Here is a 24,693-nt window from a genome sequence, read left to right as displayed (position 1 = left end):
GGCGCCGATTGGGCGCCCCTTGTTTTTGCTGCCTACCCGCCCCATTTCAAATAAATTAGCGGCCTGTGCGTCGGCTGGTTTATCATCAATATAGTCATACCCTGCGGATTCACCGCTTTTCCCTTACCCTGAGGTTGCTGTGCAGTTAACGAGTTTCACTGATTACGGATTACGAGCGCTTATCTACATGGCGTCGCTACCGGATGGCCGAATGACGAGTATCTCCGAAGTGACGGAGGTCTACGGCGTGTCGCGTAATCATATGGTAAAAATAATCAATCAGCTGAGTCGCTCTGGTTACGTTATGGCAGTGCGGGGAAAGAACGGGGGGATCCGCCTCGGTAAGCCGGCAAAAACGATTCGTGTAGGTGACGTGGTTCGCGACCTTGAGCCGCTATCGCTGGTCAACTGCAGCAGCGAATTTTGCCACATTACTCCCGCGTGTCGCCTGAAACAGGCGCTTGCAGAAGCGGCGCAAAGTTTTCTTAAGGAACTTGATAACTACACGCTGGCTGATTTGGTTGAAGAGAATCAACCGCTTTATAAATTATTACTGGTGGAGTGACGTAAACTCTCATCAGAGATGACAACGGAGGAACCGACATGTCACAAGATCCTTTCCAGGACCGCGAAGCTGAAAAGTATGCGAATCCAATCCCTAGCCGGGAATTTATCCTCGATCATTTAGCAAAACGTGAAAAACCGGCCAGCCGAGACGAGCTGGCGATAGAACTGAATATCGAAGGCGATGAGCAGTTAGAAGGGCTACGCCGCCGCCTGCGCGCCATGGAGCGCGACGGGCAGCTGGTGTTTACCCGTCGTCAGTGCTATGCCCTGCCGGAGCGTCTTGACCTGCTCAAAGGCGTGGTTATCGGCCATCGCGATGGCTTTGGCTTCCTGCGCGTCGAGGGGCGTAAAGACGACCTGTACCTGTCGTCTGAGCAGATGAAAACCTGTATTCATGGCGATCAGGTGCTGGCGCAGCCGCTGGGCGCGGACCGTAAAGGCCGCCGCGAAGCGCGTATTGTGCGGGTGCTGGTGCCAAAAACCAGCCAGATCGTCGGCCGCTACTTCACCGACGCCGGCGTGGGCTTCGTGGTCCCTGACGACAGCCGCCTGAGCTTTGATATCCTGATCCCGCCTGAAGAAGTCATGGGCGCGCGGATGGGCTTTGTGGTGGTCGTTGAACTGACCCAGCGCCCGACCCGTCGCACGAAAGCGGTGGGCAAAATCGTTGAGGTGCTGGGCGATAACATGGGCACCAGCATGGCGGTCGATATGGCGCTGCGCACCCATGAAATCCCTTACACCTGGCCACCAGAGGTGGAAAAACAGGTATCCGTGCTCAAAGAGCAGGTGCCGGAAGAGGCGAAAATCGGCCGCGTTGATTTACGCGATCTGCCGCTGGTCACCATCGATGGTGAGGACGCCCGCGACTTTGATGACGCGGTTTACTGCGAGAAGAAACGCGGCGGCGGCTGGCGCCTGTGGGTCGCCATTGCCGACGTAAGCTACTACGTGCGTCCCGGTACGCCGCTGGACGGCGAAGCGCGCAGCCGCGGCACCTCGGTCTACTTCCCTTCGCAGGTGGTACCGATGCTGCCGGAAGTGCTCTCTAACGGCCTGTGCTCGCTGAACCCGCAGGTCGATCGCCTGTGCATGGTTTGCGAAATGACGATTTCGTCAAAAGGCCGTCTGACCGGCTACAAATTCTATGAAGCGGTAATGAGCTCGCACGCGCGCCTGACCTATACCAAGGTATGGCATATGCTGCAGGGCGACGGCGAGCTGCGTGAGCAGTACGCGCCACTGGTGAAGCATATCGAAGAGCTGCACACCCTTTACAAAGTCCTCGATAGCGCGCGCGAAGAACGCGGCGGCATCTCCTTTGAAAGTGAAGAAGCGAAGTTCATCTTTAACGCTGAACGCCGCATCGAGCGTATTGAGCAGACCCAGCGTAACGACGCCCATAAGCTTATCGAAGAGTGTATGATTCTGGCGAACATCTCCGCCGCTCGCTTCGTTGAGAAGGCGCTGGAGCCGGCCCTGTTCCGTATCCACGATAAGCCGACCACTGAAGCGATCACCGCTTTCCGCACGGTCCTGGCGGAGCTCGGTCTGGAGCTGCCTGGTGGCAACAAGCCGGAGCCGCGCGACTACGCCGAGCTGCTGACCTCCATCGCCGATCGTCCTGACCACGAGATGCTGCAAACCATGCTGCTGCGCTCGATGAAGCAGGCGGTCTACGATCCGGAAAACCGCGGCCACTTTGGCCTGGCGCTGCAGTCCTACGCGCACTTCACCTCGCCTATTCGCCGCTATCCTGACCTGTCGCTGCACCGCGCCATTAAGTATCTGCTGGCGAAAGAGCAGGGGCACAAAGGCAACAGCACTGAAACCGGCGGCTGGCACTACAGCATGGAAGAGATGCTGCAGCTGGGCGCGCACTGTTCGATGGCCGAACGTCGTGCCGACGAAGCGACCCGCGAGGTCTCTGACTGGCTGAAGTGTGACTTTATGCTGGATCAGGTAGGCAACGTCTTTAAGGGCGTGATTGCCAGCGTCACCGGCTTTGGCTTCTTCGTCCGCCTGGACGAGCTGTTTATCGACGGCCTGGTGCACGTGTCATCTCTGGATAACGACTATTACCGCTTTGACCAGGTCGGGCAGCGTCTGATCGGCGAGTCCGGCGGTCAGACCTATCGACTGGGCGATCGCGTGGAAGTCCGCGTGGAAGCGGTCAATATGGACGAGCGTAAAATCGACTTCTCGCTGATCTCCAGCGAACGCGCCCCGCGCAACGTCGGCAAGACCGAGCGCGAGAAGGCGAAAAAGTCGAACGCCGGCAAACCTTCCGGGCGTCGTCGCCAGGCCGGTAAGCAGGTCAACTTCGAGCCGGATAGCGCCTTCCGCAAAGAGAAAGGCAAGTCTCAGCCCCAGGCTGCCCAGCCTAAAGGCGAGAAAAAAGCGAAGAAGCCGTCGACCAAAACGCAGAAAATAGCTGCCGCAACCAAAGCGAAGCGCGCGGCGAAAAAGAAAACCGCTGAGTAAGCGGGCATCAATCTTACAGGCCGGTACATCCGGCCTGTAAAGCCGAACGGCAATATTAACAAGCAACGAGTACATCAATGAGTGAAATGATTTACGGCATCCACGCGGTGCAGGCCCTGCTGGAGCGCGCTCCTGAGCGTTTTCAGGAAGTCTATATTCTCAAAGGCCGCGAGGATAAACGCCTGCTGCCGCTGATCCATGCGCTGGAAGCCCAGGGCGTGGTGATTCAGGTCGCTAACCGCCAGTTTCTCGATGAGAAAAGCGAAGGCGCCGTGCATCAGGGGATTATTGCCCGCGTGAAGCCGGGACGTCAGTACCAGGAGAACGACCTGCCTGAACTGCTCGCCTCTCTCGATCAGCCGCTGCTGCTGATTCTCGACGGCGTTACCGATCCGCATAACCTTGGCGCCTGCCTGCGCAGCGCCGATGCCGCTGGCGTACACGCGGTGATCGTGCCGCGCGACCGTTCGGCGCAGCTGAACGCGACGGCGAAAAAAGTCGCCTGCGGCGCGGCGGAAAACGTACCGCTGATCCGCGTGACTAACCTCGCGCGCACCATGCGTCTGCTGCAGGAAGAGAACGTCTGGATCGTCGGCACCGCCGGTGAAGCGGACCATACCCTCTTCCAGAGTAAGATGACCGGCCCGATGGCGCTGGTGATGGGTGCCGAGGGTGAAGGGATGCGCCGCCTGACGCGCGAACACTGCGATGAGCTGATCAGCATTCCGATGGCCGGCAGCGTCTCCTCGCTGAACGTCTCCGTCGCGACCGGCATTTGCTTGTTTGAAGCCGTGCGCCAGCGCAGCTGATTAACGCCGGGCGCACGCTGCCCGGCGGCTACTCGTCCAGCGAGCGCAGGTGATCGTTCTTATTGAGCGTCATCAGCGCGATGATACTGACTACCGCCGTCGCCATGACGTAGTAAGCCGGAATATCAAGATTACCGGTCTGTTTAATCAGGCCGGTAATAATCAGCCCGGCGCAGCCGGAAAACACCGCATTAGAGAGCGAATAGGCCAGCCCAAGGCCGGTATAGCGCACCCTTGTCGGGAACATCTCTGCCAGCATCGCCGGTCCCGGCCCTGCCAGCACCCCCACCAGACCGCCAGCAATGAGCACCACCGCGCCTTTTATCAGCAGCGTGCTGGATTCCGCCTGAAGAATTTTCAGCAGCGGCAGCGCCAGTATCAGCAGCAGCACCGCGGCCATCACCATCACGTTACGCCGACCCCACTTATCGCTGAGTATCCCGGCAGGAAGAATGGTGAGCGCAAAGCCAATATTGGAGATCACCGCGATCAGCAGCGCCTGGTTAAAGCCGGTGTGCAGCGCCGACTGCAGGTAGGCGGGCATAATCACCAGGTAGGTGTAGCCTGCGGCGGACCAGACCATCAGGCGGCCGATGCCGGTGATAATCGCTTTCAGAGTATGGCTCAGGTCGGCGCTGGCCTGCGGACGCTGCTGTTGCTGTTGCTGCTGGCGGAGAAACCCCGGCGTCTCTTCCATTTTCACCCGCAGCCAGAGTGCGACTACCCCCATCGGGATGGCGAGGAAGAACGGAATTCGCCAGCCCCAGGCATGGAGCTCTTCCGGGCTCAGCACCGCGGATATCAGGGCGACGACCCCGGCGCCGGCCAGCAGGCCGAGGGCGACGGTGAAGGATTGCCATGCGCCATACAGGCCGCGCTTGCCGCGAGGCGCAAACTCGGTCATCAGCGAGACGGCACCGCCATACTCCCCGCCGGCAAACAGCCCCTGCAGAATGCGCAGCCCGGTCAAAATCAGCGGGGCCGCTACCCCGATGCTGGCATACGTCGGTACCAGGCCAATTGCCGTGGTGGCGAGCGTCATCATCACCAGGACGACGATCAGCGTCGGCTTGCGGCCGATTCGATCGCCGATGCGGCCAAAAATAATGGCGCCTAGCGGACGGAAGAAAAAGGCGATAGCGAAGGAGGCGTAGGTCAGGATCAGGCCCGTCAGTGGCGCCTCGCCGGCCAGCTGAAAGAAGTTCCGGGCGATAACCGTCGCCAGAAAGCCGTAGACCGCAAACTCATACCATTCAATAAAGTTGCCGATAGATCCGGCGATCAGCGCGCGCTTGTGCGCGCCCGTAGGGCGTGTCGCGGTCTGCATAGGCCATCCTGATTTCAACAAAAAAATAACAAGTGAATAAATTATTCCACAACTTCAGCCTGATAAAATTTTAAATTCTTATGCCTGTGATGCGCTTCACGAAGGGACGAATGGTTTTTTGTGACCCGGCTCGCGGGCGCTCCCGGCCCAGGCTGACCATACTGAGTACAACGCCATTGACGGAGGGAAGCACTATGCACTGGCCAACTCATACCGTGTTTAATCAGCCGACGCCGCTGCTGAACAGCAACTTATTCTTGTCCGATACCGCGCTGCGCGAAGCCGTAGCCCGCGAGGGCGCCGCCTGGGATGGCGATCTGCTGGCCAGCATCGGCCAGCAGCTGGGAACGGCAGAGTCGCTGGAACTGGGGAGGCTGGCTAACGTTAATCCGCCGGAGCTGCTGCGCTATGACGCGACCGGTACGCGGCTTGACGATGTGCGCTTTCATCCCGCCTGGCACCTGCTGATGCAGGGTCTGTGCGCTAACCGGGTGCATAATCTCGCCTGGCAGGACGACGCGCGCGCCGGCGCTTTCGTGGCCCGGGCGGCGCGCTTTATGCTGCATGCGCAGGTGGAGGCCGGAACGCTATGCCCGATAACCATGACCTTCGCCGCCACGCCTCTGCTGCAGCAGTCGCTCCCCGGGCCGTTTAGCGACTGGCTGACGCCGCTGCTGAGCGATCGCTACGATCCGCACCTGGTGCCGGGCAGCCAGAAGCGCGGGCTGCTGATCGGCATGGGAATGACGGAAAAGCAGGGGGGATCGGATGTGCTGAGCAATACCACCCGCGCCGAAAAGAGCGCCGACGGGTTTTATCGTCTGGTGGGCCACAAGTGGTTTTTCTCGGTACCGCAAAGCGACGCGCACCTGGTGCTGGCGCAGGCGCCCGGCGGGCTCTCCTGTTTCTTTGTCCCGCGTCTTCTGCCGGACGGCCAGCGCAATGCGCTACACCTCGAAAGGCTCAAAGATAAGCTCGGCAACCGCTCTAACGCCAGCAGCGAGGTGGAGTTCTATGACGCCTGCGGCTGGCTGGTGGGCGAAGAGGGGGACGGCGTACGGCAAATCCTCAAAATGGGCGGCCTGACCCGCTTCGACTGCGCGCTGGGCAGCCATGCCTTAATGCGTCGGGCCTGGTCGGTCGCCTTCTATCACGCTTTTCAGCGCCAGGCGTTCGGTAAAAGCCTGGTCGAGCAACCGATGATGCGCCAGGTGCTGGGCCAGATGGCGCTGCAGCTTGAGGGACAAACCGCCTTTTTATTCCGCCTGGCGCGCGCGTGGGACAAGCGAAACGACGGGCAGGAGGTGCTGTGGGCCCGCCTGTTTACCCCGGCGGCGAAGTTTGCCATCTGCAAATCCGCGATCCCCTTTGTTGGCGAAGCGATGGAGGTGCTGGGCGGTATCGGCTACTGCGAGGAGAGCGAGCTGCCGCGCCTGTACCGGGAGACGCCGGTGAACAGCATCTGGGAAGGCTCCGGGAATATTATGTGTCTCGACGTGATGCGGGTGCTGAGCAAGCAGCCGGCGGCGCTGGAGCTGCTGGCGACAGAGTGTGCGGAAGTTAAAGGGCAGAATCGCCATTTCGATCGCGGATGGCGTCAGCTGCAGCAGCTGCTGAGGCGGCCAGCGGAAGAGCAGGGCCGGGAGATAACCCGGCTGGTGTACCGGCTAGGCGCGGGAGCGCAGATGCTGCGCTACGCTTCACCGCCGCTGGCTCAGGCCTGGTGTCGAATGATGCTCGACCCGCGCGGCGGCGTGCGGCTGGACGCGCAAACGCTCGATGACCTGCTGCTGCGCGGCACCGGGCGCGGGCGCCAGGCGCCTCAGGCGTAGAGAATGGCCTGTACCCGCCAGCTGTCCGGCTGCTGTTCCTCGTACATCTGGACGATGCGATACCAGGAGGCGCCCTGCTCATCGGCCTTCACGGCGATGGCATGCTCGACGTCCTGCTGGCTGCCGGCAATATTGTTGACGGAAATCAGGCCGATTTCATTCAGGCCAGTGACGCAGTCCGCGCTGGCAAATTCTGCGGACTGTGCTGCAGTATGTGCCGTTGTAGCGTTAAACAGCAGGCTGGGTAAGGTAAATGATCGTTTCATCGTCAGCTCCATTTCGCGTGGCCCGAGGGCAGTCCGTTGCTAACGTCCTGCCAGGTTTGACTGGCTGAACGTTATTATGCACAGGAGAACGTGAACGGATGCAAAGCAATGTAAAGCGGGGTTAAAGGCGTCGCACCGTTATTTACGGTACAGAATTGCCTGCGAATACCACTGGCCGGGAACCAGGGTGTCATCAATCATTATGATGACGTAGTAATCCGCTTTAGCCGCTTCTGCTTTGACCTTCAGCGCAGCTTCAACATCCATCGGCGAACCATACATCAGCACGCTCACCGTCCCCATTTTTTGTAGCCCGCTGGTCTGGTTACGGTGAATCTCTTGCGGATGGCTGGTCGCAGGCGGCGGGGCTTCAGGCGTTCCCTGCAGGGCGCTACAGCCGCTCAGAACAATCGCCAGTAACCACGGTGTAAACCTACGCATAACCATATCTCGTTTCCTGTTAGTCACAGTGTAGTGGTAGCCTGAATGACATTTCCGGGGAATGTTCCCGAATTGTTATCTCTGACGCGATTTTCGAATGAAAATGTTGTGAAAGCGTAACCCAGTTCTCAACATTATAAATCGCGGCTGAACCCACGCCTTTGGCTATATGTTAGCCCATGGCACACCGCTACTCTAGAGACGGGAGACGATAAATGATTGTACTGGAAGTGCGTAATCTTGCGGGCGGCGAGGTGCTTCATGCCTGTCCGCAAAATGCGTCAGACCGGCCTCTGCCGTGTATCGTTTTTTATCACGGATTCACCTCTTCTAAGCTGGTCTATAGCTACTTTGCCGTGGCGCTGGCGGAGGCGGGATTTCGCGTCATTATGCCCGATGCGCCTGAGCATGGCGCGCGCTACTTCGGTGATGAAAAAGGGCGAATGCAGCGCTTTTGGCCCATCTTGCTACAGAACTTCGCCGAATTCACCGCGCTGCGCGCTGCGATCGCCGCGCAGGGGTGGATTGCGGACGACAGGCTGGCGGTCGCCGGCGCCTCGATGGGCGGAATGACGGCGCTGGGCATTATGACCCATCATCCGCAGCTGAAAAGCGTCGCCTGTCTGATGGGGTCCGGCTATTTCAGCAGCCTCGCGCAAAGCCTGTTTCCTTCACCCTCCCTGGACGCGGAGCAGCTGACGGAGTGGGACGTCAGCCATCAGCTGGTGACGCTCGCCAGCAGGCCGCTGCTGCTTTGGCACGGCGATGAGGACGACGTGGTACCGCCTGGCGAAACCTTCCGCCTCCAGCAGGCCCTGCAGCAAAGCGGCCTGGCCGAAAACCTGACCTGCGTCTGGCAGCAGGGCGTGCGCCATCGCATTACGCCAGAGGCGCTGGCCGAAACGGTCGGGTTCTTTAAGCGCACGCTTTAGGCGCGGCGGCGGGCTGGGCCCTTCGTCCCCGCAGCGGAGGCGAAGGGGTTAGAGAAGGGTGGTTAGCGATAGAGCGCGGCGCTGGCGTGGATTGCGCCGTTGCTTTCCGGTTCGTGGATCAGGATCGGCTGGAAGTATTTTGCCCCCTGTTCGTCGCTCAGCTGGTTAAGGGCCTTATCGGCCTCTTGCTCAGTGGCCATATTGTGGTTGATATAGATAACGCCCAGGCTCTGTACATCGTCCATGTTACGTGCCTGACGTCCATCGATTTTGATGGCTGCCAGCGCGTTGGCGCTCAGTAAAAGCGCAGCCATTACGGCAATGAGGATGTATTTCATAATCTACGCTCCTTATAACTGTCCTGACGTTAACCCGGGCTCCCTTGGGCTATAGATTGCTCTTGATGTAAGTGTAATCACTCCCTGCCGGGTGCATCGCGACCATTTCTGATGAAGTTGTTCAAAAAAGTGTCGCTGCTGCCGTTGATTAATTTTAAATCACTGACTTAGCGCGGCTTTGCCGTTAGTGCGAATTATTTGCGCAATCAGCTTGAGTTTATGGTGGTTCGCAATTAGAATGACGCGTCAATTTTTCAGCCGCCCTTTAACCACGTTCCTTGCCTCCATGGGCCGCGGCTGACCCAGACAGGAGGCTGAATAATCCGTAAGGAGCAATTCGATGCGTCATTACGAAATCGTTTTTATGGTCCATCCTGACCAGAGCGAACAGGTTCCGGGTATGATCGAACGTTACACTGGTGCAATCACTGCAGCAGAAGGTACGATCCACCGTCTGGAAGACTGGGGCCGCCGTCAGCTGGCTTACCCGATCAACAAACTGCACAAAGCTCACTACGTTCTGCTGAACGTTGAAGCCCCGCAGGAAGCGATCGATGAGCTGGAAACAAACTTCCGCTTCAACGACGCCGTTATCCGCAGCATGGTAATGCGTACTAAGCACGCTGTTACCGAAGCATCTCCGATGGTTAAAGCGAAAGACGAGCGCCGTGAGCGTCGCGAAGATTTCGCAAACGAAACCGCAGATGATTCCGAAGCTGGGGATTCTGAAGAGTAATCCTGATGACCAACCGTCTGGAGCTGTCCGGCATTATCTGCAGGACGCCAATTCGTAAGGTCAGCCCGTCAGGAATTCCACACTGCCAGTTCGTGCTTGAGCATCGTTCAGTGCAGGAGGAAGCCGGTTTTCACCGGCAGGCATGGTGTCAAATGCCCGTTATCATTAGCGGACACCAAAACCAGGCCATTACTCACAGTATAACGGTCGGCAGTGCAGTAATCGTTCGGGGGTTCATTTCTTGCCACAAGGCAAAGAACGGCCTGAGCAAAATGGTTCTGCATGCCGAGCAGATTGAATTGATAGATTCTGGAGACTAGCCAAATGGCACGTTATTTCCGTCGTCGCAAGTTCTGCCGTTTCACCGCGGAAGGCGTTGTAGAGATTGATTACAAAGACATCGCTACGCTGAAAAACTACATTACCGAAAGCGGTAAAATTGTCCCGAGCCGTATTACCGGTACTCGCGCAAAATACCAGCGTCAGCTGGCTCGCTGCATCAAGCGCGCTCGCTACCTGTCCCTGCTGCCATATACCGATCGTCATCAGTAATCGGCCGCTGTCTATTAACGACTTTAAGAGGATAAGGTAATGCAAGTTATTCTGCTTGATAAAGTAGCAAACCTGGGCAGCCTGGGTGATCAGGTTAATGTTAAAGCGGGCTACGCTCGTAACTTCCTGGTTCCACAGGGTAAAGCTGTTCCAGCTACCAAGAAAAACGTTGAATTCTTCGAAGCGCGTCGCGCTGAACTGGAAGCCAAACTGGCTGACGTTCTGGCAGCTGCTAACGCACGTGCTGAAGCAATCAATGCACTGGGCAACGTTACCATCGCGTCTAAATCAGGCGACGAAGGTAAACTGTTCGGTTCCATCGGTACCCGCGACATCGCTGACGCTGTAACTGCAGCTGGCGTTGCCGTCGCTAAGAGCGAAGTTCGTCTGCCGAACGGCGTTCTGCGCACCACCGGTGAGCACGAAGTGGACTTCCAGGTTCACAGCGAAGTCTTCGCGAAACTGGTTGTTAACGTTGTAGCTGAGTAATTTTTTACTCTGCTCGCGTCGAGACGCCGGCCTTGTGCCGGCGTTTTGCTTTTCTGCCTTCCCCCACGCTAATTTATTCGCGATAGACTATCGCGCACGAATAAAGCTGCCGTTTGCCTGACGGGTAAACAGCACCTGCTGCCCACCGCCGATATCGATAGTCAGGCCGGTTACCACCCCATTCGCATTCTGTCTAATCTGTACCGTTTGCCCGGTTTGCAGCGAGCTGAGCGGTTTCCCCGAACCTTCGACCTGGGCCATCGCGTAAACGTCGGTTGGCGGCAGATTATGGTCGCGGAACAGCTGGGCCAGGGTTTTCCCTGACTCGATGCGATAGGTGCGCCACTGCTGCTCGATGCCCGGCGCAGATTGCTGCTGTTGCTGCGGAGGCGGAGAGTAGGTCTGATTCTGCTGCTCGGCCGGCTGCTCGTCCTGAACCGGCTCTGGTGCCACCGGCGCCATCTGATCGGCGTCGCTCACCGTAGGCGTTGAGGTAATGGGCGGCAGCGGGATAGCCTGCTGTGAAGACGATTGCGGCTGGGACTGCGACTGCATATCGAGGCTGGCGTCGCGGCTGACCTGGGCGGACGTGCTGCTGTCCTCGGAGGGGAGCAGTATGCCGATAACCACCAGCAGGGCTCCGGCGATAATGCCCCGACGGTGCATTGGCGGCAGCGGATCCATAATGCGAATATGATCCGGGGCGTGCCAGATCTTCGCCAGGGTAGGTGTCATTTCAAAGCGCCCGGGCATGGCTTTCCTCCTGCTCCGCATATTTTTATGCTGCTCCGTAGAGTATAGATGGCTAACTTCCTGATGGACGAGACAAAGATATGTTTCGTGAGGTTAGCCTGATATTGCCTATTGTTTCTGTTTCCCTCAGATTTGTCATCATCCAGCGACAAAGTTTTACCCATCGTGCTGTGGCTGATATGCTGCCCACCACTTTATACTCGTCGTCTTTCGGGTTGCCGGTGCGCTGGCAGTGCTGCTCGCTTCGCTTATGGCGTTATTTATACCGCTAAGGCTCAGGAGCCTGCCGCCTTCCCGCAGGCCGAAGTTTATAGAGTATGAATTTTCCCCCCAAAAAAGGAACAAAGATGGCAACCCCGACTTTTGACACTATCGAAGCGCAGGCAAGTTACGGTATCGGCTTGCAGGTTGGACAACAGCTGAGCGAATCTGGCCTGCAGGGGCTGCTGCCTGAGGCGCTGGTGGCCGGTATTGCTGATGCGCTGGAAGGCAATCAGCCGCAGGTGCCGGTAGAAGCCGTTCACCGCGCGCTGCGTGAAATTCACGAACGTGCCGATGCGGTACGCCGCGAACGTTTCCAGGAGCTGGCGGCAGATGGCCAGAAATACCTCGATGAAAACCGCGAGCGCGAAGGCGTGAACAGCACCGAATCCGGGCTGCAGTTCCGCGTCCTGACCCAGGGCGAAGGCGCTATCCCGGCGCGTACCGACCACGTTCGCGTGCACTACACCGGTAAGCTTATCGACGGTACCGTTTTTGACAGCTCCGTTGCGCGTGGCGAGCCGGCTGAATTCCCGGTAACCGGCGTGATCGGCGGCTGGATTGAGGCGCTGACCCTGATGCCGGTTGGCTCAAAATGGGAGCTGACCATTCCGCACAACCTCGCCTACGGCGAGCGCGGCGCGGGCGCATCGATTCCTCCGTTCAGCACCCTGATTTTTGAAGTAGAGCTGCTGGATATTATCTAAGCAGTAGTGGCTTCCTCTCCCCAAGGGGCGGGGAAGCAAATAAAAATAGCGTAAAACGCTTAAGTTTGAATTTAGTTAGAGTTTAATATTGCTTAAATGATTTTTTGGCGTAGTTTTGTGAGCTGTTTCGCGTGACCGGAGTGATATAACACTCACTTTAAACATAAAATTAACATTATATCTAAATCATTGTATTCATCCTTCCGATTCTTACCTAATATCGATAAGCCCTTTTCCAAGGGTAATGACCAATGACGGGCCAGTAGAGCCTGAACAACACAGACAGGTACAACAGGAAAATATCACATGGTAGATCAGGTTAAAGTCGCTGCTGAAGAGCAGGCTCCGACGGAACAAACGCTGCGGCGAAATCTCACAAACCGGCATATTCAGCTTATTGCCATCGGCGGCGCTATCGGTACCGGCTTATTTATGGGGTCCGGTAAAACCATCAGTCTCGCCGGGCCATCCATCATTTTTGTTTATATGATCATTGGCTTCATGCTGTTTTTCGTCATGCGTGCGATGGGCGAACTGCTGCTGTCGAATCTGGAATATAAATCGTTCAGCGATTTCGCCGCCGATCTTCTGGGGCCGTGGGCCGGATACTTTACCGGCTGGACCTACTGGTTCTGCTGGGTGGTGACCGGGATGGCGGACGTCGTGGCGATTACCGCCTACGCCCAGTTCTGGTTCCCGGGCCTCTCCGACTGGGTGGCCTCGCTGGCGGTTATCCTGCTGCTGCTGAGCCTGAACCTTGCCACCGTGAAAATGTTCGGGGAAATGGAGTTCTGGTTTGCGATGGTCAAGATCGTCGCTATCGTGGCGCTGATTGTCGTCGGCCTGGTCATGGTGATGATGCACTTCAAATCGCCGACCGGCGTAGAAGCCTCTTTTTCTCATCTGTGGAATGACGGCGGCTGGTTCCCGAAAGGGATCAGCGGATTCTTTGCCGGCTTCCAGATTGCGGTCTTCGCCTTCGTTGGGATTGAGCTGGTGGGCACCACCGCTGCGGAAACCAAAGATCCGGAGAAATCCCTGCCGCGCGCGATTAACTCTATCCCGCTGCGTATCATTATGTTCTACGTCTTCGCGCTGATCGTGATTATGTCGGTGACGCCGTGGAGCTCGGTGGTTCCGACCAAGAGCCCGTTCGTCGAACTCTTTGTGCTGGTGGGCCTGCCAGCTGCGGCCAGCTTGATTAACTTCGTGGTGCTGACCTCCGCGGCCTCTTCGGCCAACAGCGGCGTATTCTCCACCAGCCGTATGCTGTTTGGCCTGGCGCAGGATGGTCAGGCACCGTCGATGTTCGCCAAACTGTCGAAACGTGCGGTACCGGCGAAAGGCCTGACCTTCTCCTGCATGTGCCTGCTGGGCGGCGTGGTGATGCTGATGGTGAATCCAAGCGTGATTTCCGCGTTCACCATGATCACCACGGTTTCGGCGATCCTGTTTATGTTCGTCTGGACCATTATCCTGTGCTCGTATCTGGTCTATCGCAAAAAGCGCCCGCAGCTGCACGAGCAGTCGAAGTATAAGATGCCGCTGGGCAAGCTGATGTGCTGGGTTTGTATGGCGTTCTTCGTCTTCGTGGTGGTGCTGCTGACGCTGGAAACCGACACGCGCCAGGCGCTGATCGTCACGCCGCTGTGGTTTGTTCTGCTGGCGGTGGGCTGGTTCTTTGCCGGTAAGAAACGTCTCGCGAAATAAAAAAATCTCCGGGAGAGATTTTTAACGTTGCTTGCAACGGCCGTCATAAAAAAGGCCAACCGGAGTGGCCAATAAGAGTGACAGTATCGAGGGCGCCCGCGGGCGCCTTTTTTTATTTAGTTTCCGGCAAGGGCGCGCGGGAACAGGACGTTATTTTCCAGGCTGATGTGTTCCATCAGATCGTCGATCAGTTCATTAATGCCGTTGTACATCGCTTTCCAGGTGGTGCAGGATTCCGGCGGCGGCGTCACGTTATGGGTGATGTGCTTGATCACTTCCAGCAGCTCGCCCGCTTCGTCGTGTTCGCTTTCCATCACGCTGATGGGGCCAGCGGCCTGAGTTCCCATGCCCTGCTTAATCATCGGGAACAGGATCTGCTCCTCTTTCATCATGTGGCTGGAGAGCTCCTGGTGGAGCATCGTCAGGTACCTGGTTAAGCCGTTCGGCACGTTGGGCTTATCGGCATGCACGCGCTCAACTTTGGTGGCCTGCAGAATAAGCTCCGGCAGCTGCTCGCGATGGCGGTCATGATAGCGCACGATAATATGGTCGATGATCTCGGCGTAGGGCGCGACGCGCCAGTCACGCTCTGCCGGCTCTTGCGCAAGCTCCATCAGCTCCGCTTCGATGACCGCAACGTCCAGCTCTTTGCGCGATGCTGCGCGATCCAGCGTTTGTTTCCCGCCGCAGCAGTAGTCCATGTCGTATTTACGGAACAGCGCGGAGGCGCGCGGGATCGTCAGCGCCAGCTCGCCTAAAGGTTGGTCACGGAAAGCCATAGCAATTACCTCGTCATCAAGAATATAAGATGTATTTTAAATGCATCTTATTGACAAGGGAATACCCCTTTCGGATACCAGGCTATTTTTTATTCGCGCTGACCTGCGCTACCAGCCGCGGCTTTTCCGGTCGGGCACGCACGGCGGAGATAACGCCTAATACCAGCAGCAGGATACCGCTGAGCGTCAGCAGCGGCGGCAGGCTTTGGCGCAGCAGGAAGGTATACAGCAGGCCAGCGAGCGTTTCGAAGACGATAAGCGGCCCGAGGATCACCGTCGGCAGCTTCTGGCTGGCGATGTTCCAGCATAACGCCCCGACCCACGAGCAGAGCACGGCGATGGCCAGCATCAGCGTCACGAAGACAAGCGGACGCGGGCCAAAGGGAAGGGGGAAGCTGACCTGCTGGCCGTGCAGCCACCAGCAGGCGGCGACGTAGCCCACCAGCGACAGCGGCAGCGTCACCAGCGCCTGTGCCGTTGCCCACATCATCGGATGCTTATCCGGATTTTCACGCAGCCAGCGGGCGTTGCGCAGCGCGTACCACGCCCAGCAGGCAACGGAGATCAGCGCCAGCGCGATCCCGGAGCCGTAGCGCCAGAAGCTAAACGCCTCCATGCCCTGGCGCAGTTCGGCGATATTAACGCACGCCAGGCCGAGCGCAATGCACGCCAGCGCCGGGAATAAGCGCCGCCACGGCAGCTTGCCGTCGCGCTGGCTGTAGAGCAGGTTAGCAAACACCGGCAGCACCACCGGCAGGGTGCCGATAATCATGGTGGCGACCGGGGCGCCGGTACGCTGGATAGCGCTGGCGAGACAAACATAATAGATAAGGTTGCCCATCATGGTCAGCCCGCAGGCAACCCACCAGTCCTGTGCCGAAAGCTGGCGCAGCCTCACGCGGCCGAGCCACGCCAGCGGCAGGGCGATAAGCCCCAGCGCCAGATAGCGCCCCATTGACTGCAATACCGCCGGGTACTCCGGCACCACCTGAGGGCCGACAAAAATCAGTCCCCACATCAACCCTGCCAGCAGGGCATACAGCACGCCGCTAATCATCTTGCCATCCATCATCGTTATCGTTGGCCAAAGTGTAGGGGAGGCCGGCGCGGGAATATTGTATGAGATTGCGCATTAGCGCTGGATGACCTGCTTTTGATAGCGTACCGGGGTAATGCCGTAGCGGCGGGTAAAGGCGCGGGTGAGATGCGACTGGTCGGTAAGGCCGGCGGCGGCGGCAACTTCGGCGGCGGGCATCCCGTGCGTCAGGAAGGCCTTGGCGCGCCACAGGCGAATAGCCATCAGCATTTGATGGGGCGTGACGTGGAAATGGGCTTTAAACTGGCGCTGAAAGTGCCACGGGCTGAGGGCGGCAACCTGCGCCAGCTCATCAAGGGTGACCGCGCGCATATAGTTATCGTGCAGATATTCGCGCACGCGCTCGAAGCGATGGGCCGCTTCCGTCAGTACCGGCGCGTGATGGGCAAACGGGCGAAAGGTGTCGATAAGGTTGAGCAGCAGGCCCTGCTGGGCCAGCGGATCGTCGGTGTGCCACAGGCCGTATATGAGATGGCAGAGCTGTCGCGAGCGCTTTGGATCCTGGCGCACGACTTCGCTGAACCACCAGTGGCGCGTGCCGGTTACCTCTTCCAGCAGCGCGGGATCGAGGTAGACCATCCGATAGCGCCAGCCGTCGGCGGTTTCCGCTTCGCCGGTGTGCAGCTCGTCGGGATTCATGGTAACGATGGAGTTCACCGCGGCGACGTACTGGCTGCCGCGATAGCGGAAGCGCTCGGCGCCCAGCTCAATCGCGCCAATGCCGAAGGCTTCGTGGGTATGCGGTTCGAAGGCGTAGCGGGAGATATGGGCATGGTACAGCTCCACGCCCGGCACCTGCGCCAGATGGCGAAAGCGCGCGCTGTCTCTCTCATCGCTGAACTGTTCCGGTACACCCTGCATCTGCTTTCTCCCCGTAGGCCATCCCTGATTATCGGAGATGACCTGCGGGGATGCTACAAAAATTAACCAGTTTGCAACAGTTACAGAATGCCTTTGACGCTCTCCGCCAGGGAGGTAGTCGGACGGCCAATCAGGCTGCTCAGGGTATGGCTATCGTCAAACAGGCCGCCCTGAGAGGCGCCGATATCGGAGTCCGCCAGCATATCCGCCAGCCCTGCCGGCAGGCCCACGCTCTTCAGCGCCGCGGCGAAGTCGGCTTCGCTAAGGTTCTGATAAACCACGTTCTTACCGCTCTGTTTGCTCAGCTCGGCGGCCAGCTCGCTGAGGGTCCAGGCCTCGTCGCCCGCCAGCTCGTAAACCTTCCCGGCGTGGCCCTCTTCGGCGATGACCCGGGCGGCAGCGGCGGCATAGTCGGCACGGGTTGCTGAGGCAATTTTACCGTCGCCGGCAGCGCCGATAAAGACGCCGTGTTCCAGAGCCGGCGGCGCGCTGGCGAGATAGTTTTCGGTATACCAGCCGTTGCGCAGAAGGGTATAGGCGATACCGGACTCGGCCAGCATCTTCTCGGTTTCCACGTGCTCAGCGTGCAGGCCAAGCGGAGACTGATCCGCGTGCAGCAGGCTGGTGTAGGCGATAAATTTGACCCCGGCGGCCCTGGCCGCCTGGATGACGTTGCGATGCTGGGACGCACGCTGGCCCACTTCGCTGGATGAGATCAGCAGCAGCTTATCCACGCCCTGCAGCGCGGCGGTGAACGCCGCCTGGTCGGTATAATCCGCCTGACGAACGACGAGGCCCTGCTGGCTCAGGGATTCGGCCTTCGCCGGGTTACGGACAATCGCCACAATCTGGCTGGCGGGAACGGTTTTTAACAGCTCTTGCAGAACGTGGTGGCCTAGCTGGCCGGTGGCGCCGGTAATTGCGATCATGGGTCTTCTCCTTCGTGTTTATTGACTGTTGTGGTAAGCTAACACCTTAGCTAACTTTTAGTAAGTACGTACAAAAAGGTAAGTATGAAATGGCGAATCCGACGCTGAGTGAGCAGCTGCGCGACGGCAATCTGTTTGCCGAGCAGTGCCCGTCCCGTGATGTATTGAAGCACGTCACCAGCCGCTGGGGCGTGCTGATCCTCGTGGCGCTGCGCGCGGGAACCCACCGCTTCAGCGACCTGCGTCGCAAGATGGGCGGGGTGAGTGAAAAGATGCTGGCCCAGTCGCTGCAGGCGCTGGAGCAGGATGGCTTTATCGACCGGGTGTCGTATCCGGTGGTCCCGCCGCACGTTGAATATAGCCTGACTCCGCTGGGTGAGCAGGTGAGCGAGAAGGTGGCGGCGCTGGCCGACTGGATTGAGCTGAATCTGCCCGCGGTTCTGGCGAACCACGAGCAGACCGTTGCCTGAGCAGAGAGCTACTTACTCAGGTCCAGCTGATAAATGGCAAAGCCGATATCGTCGGTAGCAACCTGACGCATCGGGTACTGCGCCTGCTCTTTAATAAATGCCGCCGCTTTTTCGGTTGGCGCGGTTTCAAAGCGGATGTCCAGCGGCACCTTGCCGTGGATCGGCGCCAGGCGCCAGTTGTTATCCGCCGCCGGGTGGATGGCCCCCGCCTTTTTCGACTCGGCGCTAATCCACGCCGCCAGCACCGAACGGTTTTCATCCGGGGAAGCAAAAGCAATGTGGCTATCGCCGGTACCGGCGAACTTGCCGCCGTAGGCGCGGTAGTTGTTCGTCGCGACAAGGAAGGTGGCCGCCGGGTCGATGGCCTTGCCGTTAAAGGTCAGATCCTTAATGCGCTGCGCCTGCGGGTTAATCATCTGGCACTCGCCGTCGTAGCGCGCCGGCTGGCTGACGTCAATCTGGTAATTGACCCCGTCAATCACGTCGAAGTTATAGGTGCGAAAACCGTCCCAGTTGATTAATGACTGCGGCTTGCTGCTGGTCGGGTCTATCTGATTGAACTGTCCGGCAGAGCACTCCAGCCACTCTTTAACCTCCTTGCCGCTCACCTTCATTACCACCAGGGTATTCGGATAGAGATACAGATCGGCGGCGTTGCGGAAGGTGAGCTGGCCTTTCTCCACTTCGACGAAGCTGGCGGGATCGTTCTTGCGTCCGCCGACCTTAAACGGCGCGGCGGCGGAGAGCACCGGCAGCTTCGCCAGGTCAGGATCGCCCTGAATAAAGTGCTCGACGTAGGCTTTCTGCGCCATATTGACCACCTGCACGGTCGGGTCGTCCTGTACCAGCGCAAGGAAGCTGTACATATTGTCGGAGGCGCGGCCGATAGGCTTGCTGACAAATTCGCGCGTTGCGTCGTGGTCGGCTTTAAGCACCGTCACCATGTTGCCATCTTCTGCCGCCAGCGACTTCTTCGCCAGAGGATCGTAGATTGGCCGGGCTTCGGCCTTCGCCTGGGTGACCTGCCACCTGCCGTCTTTGTGGCTGAGGGCCAGATCGACGATGCCTAAATGATCGCCCCACATGCCAGGCATCACGGCCGGAACGCCGTTAAGCGTGCCCTGGCTGATATCGGCGCCCTTGATGCTGGCGAAATCTTTCCCCGGGAATACCGCGTGCGCGTGGCCGAACATAATGGCATCAACGCCCGGAACCTGGCTGAGGTAGTAGACCGAGTTTTCCGCCATGGCCTGATACGGATCGGCGGAGAGCCCAGAGTGGGCGATAACCACCACCAGGTCCGCGCCTTTCTCGCGCATTTGTGGAACGAATTTGCGCGCGGTTTCGGTGATGTCGTTGACGGTCACTTTGCCGGCGAGATTGGCTTTATCCCAGGTCATGATTTGCGGCGGCACGAAGCCGATATAGCCGATGCGCAGGGTCTGCGTTTTGCCGTCGCTATCCTCGACTTTGGTATCCTGAATCAGGTACGGGGTGAACATCGGCTGGCCGGTTTTTACGTCGATAATGTTGGCGTTGACGTAGGGGAATTTCGCGCCGGAGAGGGCTTTGTGCAGGAAATCGAGGCCGTAGTTAAACTCGTGGTTGCCAAGGTTGCCCACGGCGTAATCCAGCGTGTTCATGGCCTTATAAACCGGGTGAATATCGCCGCTTTTGAGACCTTTCGCCGCCATATAATCGCCCAGTGGACTACCCTGAATAACGTCGCCGTTATCGACCAGCACGCTGTTTTTCACTTCCTGGCGGGCTTTTTCAATCAGCGTGGCGGTGCGCACGAGGCCAAATTTTTCCGTAGCGGCGTCTTTGTAATAATCAAAATCCATCATATTACCGTGCAGATCGGTGGTTTCCATGATCCGCAACTCGACCGTCGCCGCGTTTACGCTGGCAGCGACCAGCGTGGCCAGGAGCGTTGCGCTAAACTTAATCATCAGAGGCGTCCTTTTTTATGAGCAATGGCACAGAAGAAAATGTATTTACATTCTGTTGCTTACAGAATTGTGAATCATGCCAGAAAAACGACAATTGAAACCGCCATCGCTATCACAGATAGCGGAACTCGCAGCGATGCGATATAAATAAAACAACGAGTTAACGCCACTGCAACCAGATGAGGTGGAGAATGTTAGAACAAGTATGTCAGCTCGCACGGATCGCCGGCGATGCCATTATGGAAGTCTATGATGGAAATCAGCCGATGGACGTCGCCAGCAAGAAGGATGATTCTCCGGTCACCGCGGCGGATATTGCTGCGCATAAAGTCATTATGAGCGGCCTGCTGGCGCTGACCCCCGATATCCCGATCCTGTCTGAAGAAGACCCCCAGGAGTGGCAGGTGCGCCAGCACTGGCAGCGCTACTGGCTGGTAGATCCGCTGGACGGCACCAAAGAGTTTATCAAGCGCAACGGCGAGTTCACGGTCAATATCGCCTTGATTGAGAAGGGTAAACCGGTGCTTGGCGTGGTCTATGCGCCGGTGATGAAGGTGCTGTACTGCGCGGAAAACGGCAAGGCCTGGAAAGATGAGTGCGGCAGGCGTAAGCAAATTCAGGTTCGCGACGCCCGGCCTCCGCTGGTGGTCATCAGCCGCTCCCACGGCAACGATCCGGAGCTGGAGGAGTACCTGGAGCAGATCGGTGAACATCAAACCACTTCGATCGGCTCATCGCTGAAGTTCTGCCTGGTGGCGGAAGGTCAGGCCCAGCTCTATCCGCGCTTCGGGCCGACCAATAGCTGGGATACCGCCGCCGGCCATGCGGTCGCGGTTGCCGCCGGGGCGCACGTTCACGACTGGCAGGGAAGAACGCTCGACTACACGCCGCGTGAATCCTTCCTCAACCCCGGCTTCCGGGTATCTATTTACTGAGCAGCTTGTGCAGCAGGGCGACAACCTGCTGCACTTCATCCTGGGTTAGCGCACCGTCTTTAGCCCACTGAACGCGGCCGTCCTTATCCAACACCACGATGGCCGAGCTCTCCTCCTGCAGCTGCCACGCCTTACGCGCCAGACCGTTACCGTCGACAATAAACTGCGACCACGGGTAGAGCTGCTTGTTGCTCTCAATGCTGCTGCGCACGAACACTCCTGAGCCCGGGATCGCGTCATCGGTATTGACGATAGTGGTGGTCTGATAGCGATCGTGCGGCAGCTTCGCGGCCTTGATAGCCTCTATCAGCGTGGCGTTTTTCTCTTTTGCCGCGGTGCGCCCGGCGATGTGCTGCAGTACGCGAACTTTTCCTGCCAGCTGCGAGCTATTCCAGTTTTTATAGCTAAACTTATCATTATCCAGAATTAATTCTCCCCGGTCGGCGATGCCAACCGGCGCGACGCGCTGACCATCGACAAAATTATGCGCTGAGGCGATCAGCGGAAGCAGAAGGAGTGAAGCCGCCAGAATTTTACGTAGGGCCATGATGTTTCCTTATTATGTACAGGTGATCCGACCACTTGGTCTGGCTTAAGCATAAGTGCGATTTATCGGCATGACACGCAATCAGAGTGCCAGATTGCGTGTTAACGCACATATTCGAATAAAATCGGTGACTTATACTCACTTCTACGTATGTATGAAAAGAAAATTCTTAATTAGTGTCATCAAAAGGTAAATAAACTTATGCATGCTGGGTATTACAGAAGTTCTGGACTATAGTTTCAGGGCATTAAAATTTGCGTTCTGGACTCGTGGGCTAAGTGTGGCACCACAGGAGCGTAACCCTGGCAGGAGACAACAATGAAAATTTTCCAACGCTACAATCCGCTGCAAGTGGCGAAGTACGTGAAGATCCTGTTCCGTGGACGGTTATATATCAAGGATGTTGGCGCTTTTGAGTTTGATAAGGGCAAAATCCTTATCCCGAAGGTAAAGGACAAGCAGCACTTTTCTGTGATGTCCGAGGTCAATCGTCAGGTTCTGCGTCTGCAAACAGAGATGGCTTAATCTGAAAAGTGGTATAGCTGTACGGTAAGAAAAACGGCTCCTGATGGGAGCCGTTAGTGTTTCTGAAGGCGGCGATTATGCCGACTCTTTTTCGCCTGCCATCGTTTCCGACTGCTTCGGTACCAGCACCGTCGGCTTATTGTCGATGCGGGTGACCAGCAGCTGATCGATGCGGTAGTTATCGATGTCCACCACCTCAAACTTGTAGCCTGAGAATTTCACCGCGTCGGTGCGCTTGGGGATTTTGCGCAGCATAAACATCATAAAGCCGCCGATGGTTTCATAGTTGCCGGACTGCGGGAAATCGTCGATATCGAGTACGCGCATCACGTCATCAATCGGCGTACCGCCGTCAATCAGCCATGAGTTCTCATCGCGGGCGACGATCTGCTCTTCCAGCCCCTGGCCGACCAGATCGCCCATCAGGGTGGTCATGACGTCATTCAGGGTAATAATCCCCACCACCAGCGCATATTCATTCATGATGACCGCAAAGTCTTCGCCGGCGGTTTTGAAGCTTTCCAGCGCTTCGGAGAGCGTCAGGGTATCGGGGACAATCAGCGTATTGCGGATCTGCACGCCGCCGGTCAGCACCAGGCTTTGATTCGCCAGCACGCGATTCAGCAGATCCTTGGAGTCCACGTAGCCGATGATATGGTCGATATCTTCGTTACAGACCAGGAACTTGGAGTGTGGATGCTCCGAAACCTTGTTCTTCAGGCTCTGCTCGTCTTCGTGGAGATCGAACCAGATAACATTTTCACGCGAGGTCATCGACGACGGAACGGTACGCGATTCCAGCTCGAACACGTTCTCAATCAGCTCATGCTCCTGCTTACGCAGCACGCCAGCCAGCGCGCCGGCCTCAACGACCGCGTAAATATCGTCGGAGGTGATGTCGTCTTTACGCACCATCGGTATTTTGAACAGCCGGAAAATATTGTTAGCCATGCCGTTGAACAGCCACACCAGCGGGCGGAACACCGTCAGGCAGAAGCGCATCGGGTTGATGATGCGCAAAGCCACTGCTTCTGGCGCAATCATACCGATGCGTTTCGGGGTCAGGTCAGCAAACAGGATGAACAGGCTGGTGACCAGAGTAAAAGAGATAATAAAGCTGAGCTGCTCGGAGAGTTCCGAGGACATATAGCGGCTTAACAGGCTGTTGAAGGCCGGTGAGAATGCCGCATCGCCGACGATACCGCCGAGAATCGCCACCGCGTTCAGGCCGATTTGCACAACGGTGAAGAACATCCCGGGGTTTTCCTGCATTTTGAGAACGCGCTGAGCGTTCAGGTTGCCATCATCGGCCAGCAGTTTGAGTTTGATTTTACGTGAGGCGGCCAGCGAGATTTCGGATATCGAAAAAAATGCGCTGACGGCAATCAGACAAAGTATTACTAAAATACTGTTTAACATAGTTTATCTAGCCGTTGAGGCCAGATCCTCGGAAGGGAAGTTGATAACTCTAATGTGGAATACATAAAAAACCGGTCCGAAGGCACTGGACCGGCTACAACACAGCCTAGTATAGCGTAAGGTACTGTAAAGCCGCCAGAGCGTTAATTGTGCGCCCCGGTAATATTCACTATCAGGCCTGTGGCGGCAGGCATACGCCGATCCCGCCGATCCCGCAGTATCCGTACGGATTTTTATGCAGATACTGCTGGTGGTCGTCTTCAGCATAGTAGAACGGCTTCGCCGTGGCTATCTCAGTGGTGATCTGCCGCGGGTCGTTGGCGTCGCGCATCGCCGCCTGAAAACGCGCCAGGCTGGCTTTGGCGGCCGCATCCTGCTCCGGCGTCAGCGGATAGATGGCCGAACGATACTGGGTACCGCGATCGTTGCCCTGCTGCATTCCCTGAGCCGGGTCGTGGTTTTCCCAGAATACCTGCAGCAGCTGCTCATAGCTGACGACCTGCGGGTCATACACGATGCGTACGGCCTCGGCGTGGCCGGTGTCGCCGGAACAGACTTCGCGGTAGGTGGGGTTAGGGGTGTAGCCGCCGGTGTAGCCTGCGGCGGTGCTGTAAACGCCAGGCAACTGCCAGAACAGGCGCTCAACTCCCCAAAAGCAGCCCATCGCCAGCAGCGCAACTTCCATTCCCGCAGGAACGTTAGTCATGGAGTGGCCATTGACGGCGTGGAGCGTTGCCACCGGCATGGGGGTGTTGCGTCCGGGTAGCGCATCCGCCTGGGCGACAAGATGCGTTTTATCAAATAGACTCACGGTTGGCCTCTCTGAAACATAAGTCGTAGTTAAGGTTGTAACGATGCGTGTCTTTTTACACAATAAACACGATCGGTACGTCTGGATTTAAACATAAGAATTATTTGGGTTATCGTCACTTTTTCAACCCTTAGTTGTTAGGGTTTTGTTAAGCCGTGGAACGGC

The 24,693-nt window shown here is 57.6% G+C and carries 27 protein-coding genes; 14 read left to right on the top strand and 13 right to left on the bottom strand.

Annotated features, from left to right (window positions below):
- Positions 1-139: 139 nt before the first annotated feature.
- The 3 genes from nsrR (at position 140) to rlmB (ending at position 3,860) form a co-directional block, all read left to right on the top strand.
- On the top strand, positions 140-565 hold the full coding sequence (nsrR, locus tag RTE01_RS12770; protein WP_041143718.1) for a nitric oxide-sensing transcriptional repressor NsrR: 426 nt from the start codon (positions 140-142) through the stop codon (positions 563-565).
- 38 nt (positions 566-603) lie between these two features.
- Positions 604-3,051, top strand: a complete 2,448-nt coding sequence (rnr, locus tag RTE01_RS12765) for a ribonuclease R (RefSeq protein WP_041143719.1) — start codon at positions 604-606, stop codon at positions 3,049-3,051.
- 77 nt (positions 3,052-3,128) lie between these two features.
- A complete protein-coding gene (gene rlmB / locus RTE01_RS12760) occupies positions 3,129-3,860 on the top strand; it encodes a 23S rRNA (guanosine(2251)-2'-O)-methyltransferase RlmB (protein ID WP_041143720.1) in 732 nt (243 codons plus the stop codon).
- Positions 3,861-3,888: 28 nt separating this feature from the next.
- Here rlmB and RTE01_RS12755 read toward each other — a convergent pair whose 3' ends face one another.
- On the bottom strand, positions 3,889-5,187 hold the full coding sequence (locus RTE01_RS12755; protein ID WP_134525147.1) for an MFS transporter: 1,299 nt from the start codon (positions 5,185-5,187) through the stop codon (positions 3,889-3,891).
- A 194-nt stretch (positions 5,188-5,381) separates the two neighbouring features.
- Between RTE01_RS12755 and RTE01_RS12750 the strand changes: the two genes are divergently transcribed.
- A complete protein-coding gene (locus RTE01_RS12750; RefSeq protein ID WP_134525148.1) occupies positions 5,382-7,019 on the top strand; it encodes an isovaleryl-CoA dehydrogenase in 1,638 nt (545 codons plus the stop codon).
- On the opposite strand, the gene yjfN is transcribed toward RTE01_RS12750, so the two are convergent.
- Positions 7,010-7,285 carry a DUF1471 family protease activator YjfN gene (yjfN, locus tag RTE01_RS12745; RefSeq protein WP_041147507.1) on the bottom strand — a complete coding sequence of 92 codons (276 nt, stop codon included), beginning with the start codon at positions 7,283-7,285 and terminating at the stop codon, positions 7,010-7,012. The genes RTE01_RS12750 and yjfN overlap by 10 nt on opposite strands.
- A 138-nt stretch (positions 7,286-7,423) precedes the next feature.
- Positions 7,424-7,732 carry a biofilm peroxide resistance protein BsmA gene (gene bsmA / locus RTE01_RS12740; RefSeq protein ID WP_041143723.1) on the bottom strand — a complete coding sequence of 103 codons (309 nt, stop codon included), beginning with the start codon at positions 7,730-7,732 and terminating at the stop codon, positions 7,424-7,426.
- A gap of 209 nt (positions 7,733-7,941) precedes the next feature.
- Here bsmA and yjfP point away from each other — a divergent pair, with 209 nt between their 5' ends.
- On the top strand, positions 7,942-8,658 hold the full coding sequence (gene yjfP / locus RTE01_RS12735; protein WP_134525149.1) for an esterase: 717 nt from the start codon (positions 7,942-7,944) through the stop codon (positions 8,656-8,658).
- Between the two features lie 62 nt (positions 8,659-8,720).
- Here yjfP and RTE01_RS12730 read toward each other — a convergent pair whose 3' ends face one another.
- A complete protein-coding gene (locus RTE01_RS12730) occupies positions 8,721-8,996 on the bottom strand; it encodes a YdgH/BhsA/McbA family protein (protein ID WP_041143725.1) in 276 nt (91 codons plus the stop codon).
- Between the two features lie 340 nt (positions 8,997-9,336).
- Here RTE01_RS12730 and rpsF point away from each other — a divergent pair, with 340 nt between their 5' ends.
- The 4 genes from rpsF to rplI are packed head-to-tail and all read left to right on the top strand — an operon-like array spanning position 9,337 to position 10,773.
- Entirely contained in the window at positions 9,337-9,732 is a 396-nt protein-coding gene (gene rpsF / locus RTE01_RS12725) for a 30S ribosomal protein S6 (RefSeq protein ID WP_004098001.1), read from the top strand.
- A 5-nt stretch (positions 9,733-9,737) separates the two neighbouring features.
- A complete protein-coding gene (priB, locus tag RTE01_RS12720) occupies positions 9,738-10,052 on the top strand; it encodes a primosomal replication protein N (protein WP_041143726.1) in 315 nt (104 codons plus the stop codon).
- Positions 10,053-10,056: 4 nt separating this feature from the next.
- The gene (gene rpsR / locus RTE01_RS12715) at positions 10,057-10,284 is read left to right on the top strand and encodes a 30S ribosomal protein S18 (protein WP_002210155.1); all 228 of its coding nucleotides are present in this window, start codon (positions 10,057-10,059) and stop codon (positions 10,282-10,284) included.
- A gap of 39 nt (positions 10,285-10,323) precedes the next feature.
- Complete coding sequence (gene rplI / locus RTE01_RS12710) at positions 10,324-10,773, top strand: 50S ribosomal protein L9 (protein WP_041143727.1); 450 nt, start codon at positions 10,324-10,326, stop codon at positions 10,771-10,773.
- 87 nt (positions 10,774-10,860) lie between these two features.
- On the opposite strand, the gene RTE01_RS12705 is transcribed toward rplI, so the two are convergent.
- Entirely contained in the window at positions 10,861-11,526 is a 666-nt protein-coding gene (locus RTE01_RS12705; protein WP_041143728.1) for a LysM-like peptidoglycan-binding domain-containing protein, read from the bottom strand.
- A gap of 347 nt (positions 11,527-11,873) precedes the next feature.
- Here RTE01_RS12705 and fklB point away from each other — a divergent pair, with 347 nt between their 5' ends.
- Entirely contained in the window at positions 11,874-12,494 is a 621-nt protein-coding gene (fklB, locus tag RTE01_RS12695) for an FKBP-type peptidyl-prolyl cis-trans isomerase (protein WP_041143729.1), read from the top strand.
- 306 nt (positions 12,495-12,800) lie between these two features.
- The gene (cycA, locus tag RTE01_RS12690) at positions 12,801-14,204 is read left to right on the top strand and encodes a D-serine/D-alanine/glycine transporter (RefSeq protein ID WP_041143730.1); all 1,404 of its coding nucleotides are present in this window, start codon (positions 12,801-12,803) and stop codon (positions 14,202-14,204) included.
- A gap of 116 nt (positions 14,205-14,320) precedes the next feature.
- Here cycA and ytfE read toward each other — a convergent pair whose 3' ends face one another.
- The 4 genes from ytfE to RTE01_RS12670 form a co-directional block, all read right to left on the bottom strand.
- Positions 14,321-14,983 (bottom strand): iron-sulfur cluster repair protein YtfE, encoded by a 663-nt coding sequence (gene ytfE, locus RTE01_RS12685; RefSeq protein ID WP_134525150.1) that lies wholly within the window; start codon positions 14,981-14,983, stop codon positions 14,321-14,323.
- Between the two features lie 82 nt (positions 14,984-15,065).
- A complete protein-coding gene (locus RTE01_RS12680) occupies positions 15,066-16,040 on the bottom strand; it encodes a DMT family transporter (protein ID WP_115193734.1) in 975 nt (324 codons plus the stop codon).
- A gap of 75 nt (positions 16,041-16,115) precedes the next feature.
- Complete coding sequence (locus RTE01_RS12675) at positions 16,116-16,940, bottom strand: AraC family transcriptional regulator (protein WP_115193733.1); 825 nt, start codon at positions 16,938-16,940, stop codon at positions 16,116-16,118.
- 80 nt (positions 16,941-17,020) lie between these two features.
- The gene (locus RTE01_RS12670; protein ID WP_041143734.1) at positions 17,021-17,869 is read right to left on the bottom strand and encodes an SDR family oxidoreductase; all 849 of its coding nucleotides are present in this window, start codon (positions 17,867-17,869) and stop codon (positions 17,021-17,023) included.
- 89 nt (positions 17,870-17,958) lie between these two features.
- Here RTE01_RS12670 and RTE01_RS12665 point away from each other — a divergent pair, with 89 nt between their 5' ends.
- Positions 17,959-18,339: a winged helix-turn-helix transcriptional regulator gene (locus tag RTE01_RS12665; RefSeq protein ID WP_041143735.1), complete on the top strand. Its 381-nt coding sequence runs from the start codon at positions 17,959-17,961 to the stop codon at positions 18,337-18,339.
- An 8-nt stretch (positions 18,340-18,347) separates the two neighbouring features.
- On the opposite strand, the gene RTE01_RS12660 is transcribed toward RTE01_RS12665, so the two are convergent.
- Positions 18,348-20,291, bottom strand: a complete 1,944-nt coding sequence (locus RTE01_RS12660) for a bifunctional 2',3'-cyclic-nucleotide 2'-phosphodiesterase/3'-nucleotidase (protein WP_134525151.1) — start codon at positions 20,289-20,291, stop codon at positions 18,348-18,350.
- 191 nt (positions 20,292-20,482) lie between these two features.
- Between RTE01_RS12660 and cysQ the strand changes: the two genes are divergently transcribed.
- The gene (gene cysQ / locus RTE01_RS12655) at positions 20,483-21,226 is read left to right on the top strand and encodes a 3'(2'),5'-bisphosphate nucleotidase CysQ (RefSeq protein ID WP_041143737.1); all 744 of its coding nucleotides are present in this window, start codon (positions 20,483-20,485) and stop codon (positions 21,224-21,226) included.
- On the opposite strand, the gene RTE01_RS12650 is transcribed toward cysQ, so the two are convergent.
- On the bottom strand, positions 21,216-21,773 hold the full coding sequence (locus RTE01_RS12650; protein ID WP_041143738.1) for a YtfJ family protein: 558 nt from the start codon (positions 21,771-21,773) through the stop codon (positions 21,216-21,218). The two genes, cysQ and RTE01_RS12650, sit on opposite strands and share 11 nt — an antisense overlap.
- A gap of 318 nt (positions 21,774-22,091) precedes the next feature.
- On the opposite strand from RTE01_RS12650, the gene RTE01_RS12645 reads away from it, so the two are divergent.
- Positions 22,092-22,298, top strand: coding sequence for a DUF1107 domain-containing protein (locus RTE01_RS12645; protein ID WP_041143739.1), 207 nt, complete (start codon positions 22,092-22,094; stop codon positions 22,296-22,298).
- A gap of 75 nt (positions 22,299-22,373) precedes the next feature.
- Here RTE01_RS12645 and RTE01_RS12640 read toward each other — a convergent pair whose 3' ends face one another.
- Entirely contained in the window at positions 22,374-23,717 is a 1,344-nt protein-coding gene (locus RTE01_RS12640) for a polyamine export protein PaeA (protein WP_115193729.1), read from the bottom strand.
- A gap of 172 nt (positions 23,718-23,889) precedes the next feature.
- Complete coding sequence (msrA, locus tag RTE01_RS12635; protein WP_045853335.1) at positions 23,890-24,528, bottom strand: peptide-methionine (S)-S-oxide reductase MsrA; 639 nt, start codon at positions 24,526-24,528, stop codon at positions 23,890-23,892.
- Positions 24,529-24,693: the final 165 nt, after the last annotated feature.

Origin of the sequence: Klebsiella terrigena (assembly GCF_006539725.1) — a bacterium.
Lineage (GTDB): Bacteria > Pseudomonadota > Gammaproteobacteria > Enterobacterales > Enterobacteriaceae > Klebsiella > Klebsiella terrigena.
Note: the sequence above shows the minus strand (reverse complement) of the source record. Positions and strands in the feature narration are given on the sequence as shown.

Coding starts and splice junctions, on each gene's coding strand:
- rnr (WP_041143719.1), top strand. CDS start 604: ATGTCACAAGATCCTTTCCAGGACCGCGAAGCTGAAAAGTATGCGAAT.
- rlmB (WP_041143720.1), top strand. CDS start 3,129: ATGAGTGAAATGATTTACGGCATCCACGCGGTGCAGGCCCTGCTGGAG.
- RTE01_RS12755 (WP_134525147.1), bottom strand. CDS start 5,187: ATGCAGACCGCGACACGCCCTACGGGCGCGCACAAGCGCGCGCTGATC.
- RTE01_RS12750 (WP_134525148.1), top strand. CDS start 5,382: ATGCACTGGCCAACTCATACCGTGTTTAATCAGCCGACGCCGCTGCTG.
- yjfN (WP_041147507.1), bottom strand. CDS start 7,285: ATGAAACGATCATTTACCTTACCCAGCCTGCTGTTTAACGCTACAACG.
- bsmA (WP_041143723.1), bottom strand. CDS start 7,732: ATGGTTATGCGTAGGTTTACACCGTGGTTACTGGCGATTGTTCTGAGC.
- yjfP (WP_134525149.1), top strand. CDS start 7,942: ATGATTGTACTGGAAGTGCGTAATCTTGCGGGCGGCGAGGTGCTTCAT.
- RTE01_RS12730 (WP_041143725.1), bottom strand. CDS start 8,996: ATGAAATACATCCTCATTGCCGTAATGGCTGCGCTTTTACTGAGCGCC.
- rpsF (WP_004098001.1), top strand. CDS start 9,337: ATGCGTCATTACGAAATCGTTTTTATGGTCCATCCTGACCAGAGCGAA.
- priB (WP_041143726.1), top strand. CDS start 9,738: ATGACCAACCGTCTGGAGCTGTCCGGCATTATCTGCAGGACGCCAATT.
- rpsR (WP_002210155.1), top strand. CDS start 10,057: ATGGCACGTTATTTCCGTCGTCGCAAGTTCTGCCGTTTCACCGCGGAA.
- rplI (WP_041143727.1), top strand. CDS start 10,324: ATGCAAGTTATTCTGCTTGATAAAGTAGCAAACCTGGGCAGCCTGGGT.
- RTE01_RS12705 (WP_041143728.1), bottom strand. CDS start 11,526: ATGCCCGGGCGCTTTGAAATGACACCTACCCTGGCGAAGATCTGGCAC.
- fklB (WP_041143729.1), top strand. CDS start 11,874: ATGGCAACCCCGACTTTTGACACTATCGAAGCGCAGGCAAGTTACGGT.
- cycA (WP_041143730.1), top strand. CDS start 12,801: ATGGTAGATCAGGTTAAAGTCGCTGCTGAAGAGCAGGCTCCGACGGAA.
- ytfE (WP_134525150.1), bottom strand. CDS start 14,983: ATGGCTTTCCGTGACCAACCTTTAGGCGAGCTGGCGCTGACGATCCCG.
- RTE01_RS12680 (WP_115193734.1), bottom strand. CDS start 16,040: ATGATTAGCGGCGTGCTGTATGCCCTGCTGGCAGGGTTGATGTGGGGA.
- RTE01_RS12675 (WP_115193733.1), bottom strand. CDS start 16,940: ATGCAGGGTGTACCGGAACAGTTCAGCGATGAGAGAGACAGCGCGCGC.
- RTE01_RS12670 (WP_041143734.1), bottom strand. CDS start 17,869: ATGATCGCAATTACCGGCGCCACCGGCCAGCTAGGCCACCACGTTCTG.
- RTE01_RS12665 (WP_041143735.1), top strand. CDS start 17,959: ATGGCGAATCCGACGCTGAGTGAGCAGCTGCGCGACGGCAATCTGTTT.
- RTE01_RS12660 (WP_134525151.1), bottom strand. CDS start 20,291: ATGATTAAGTTTAGCGCAACGCTCCTGGCCACGCTGGTCGCTGCCAGC.
- cysQ (WP_041143737.1), top strand. CDS start 20,483: ATGTTAGAACAAGTATGTCAGCTCGCACGGATCGCCGGCGATGCCATT.
- RTE01_RS12650 (WP_041143738.1), bottom strand. CDS start 21,773: ATGGCCCTACGTAAAATTCTGGCGGCTTCACTCCTTCTGCTTCCGCTG.
- RTE01_RS12645 (WP_041143739.1), top strand. CDS start 22,092: ATGAAAATTTTCCAACGCTACAATCCGCTGCAAGTGGCGAAGTACGTG.
- RTE01_RS12640 (WP_115193729.1), bottom strand. CDS start 23,717: ATGTTAAACAGTATTTTAGTAATACTTTGTCTGATTGCCGTCAGCGCA.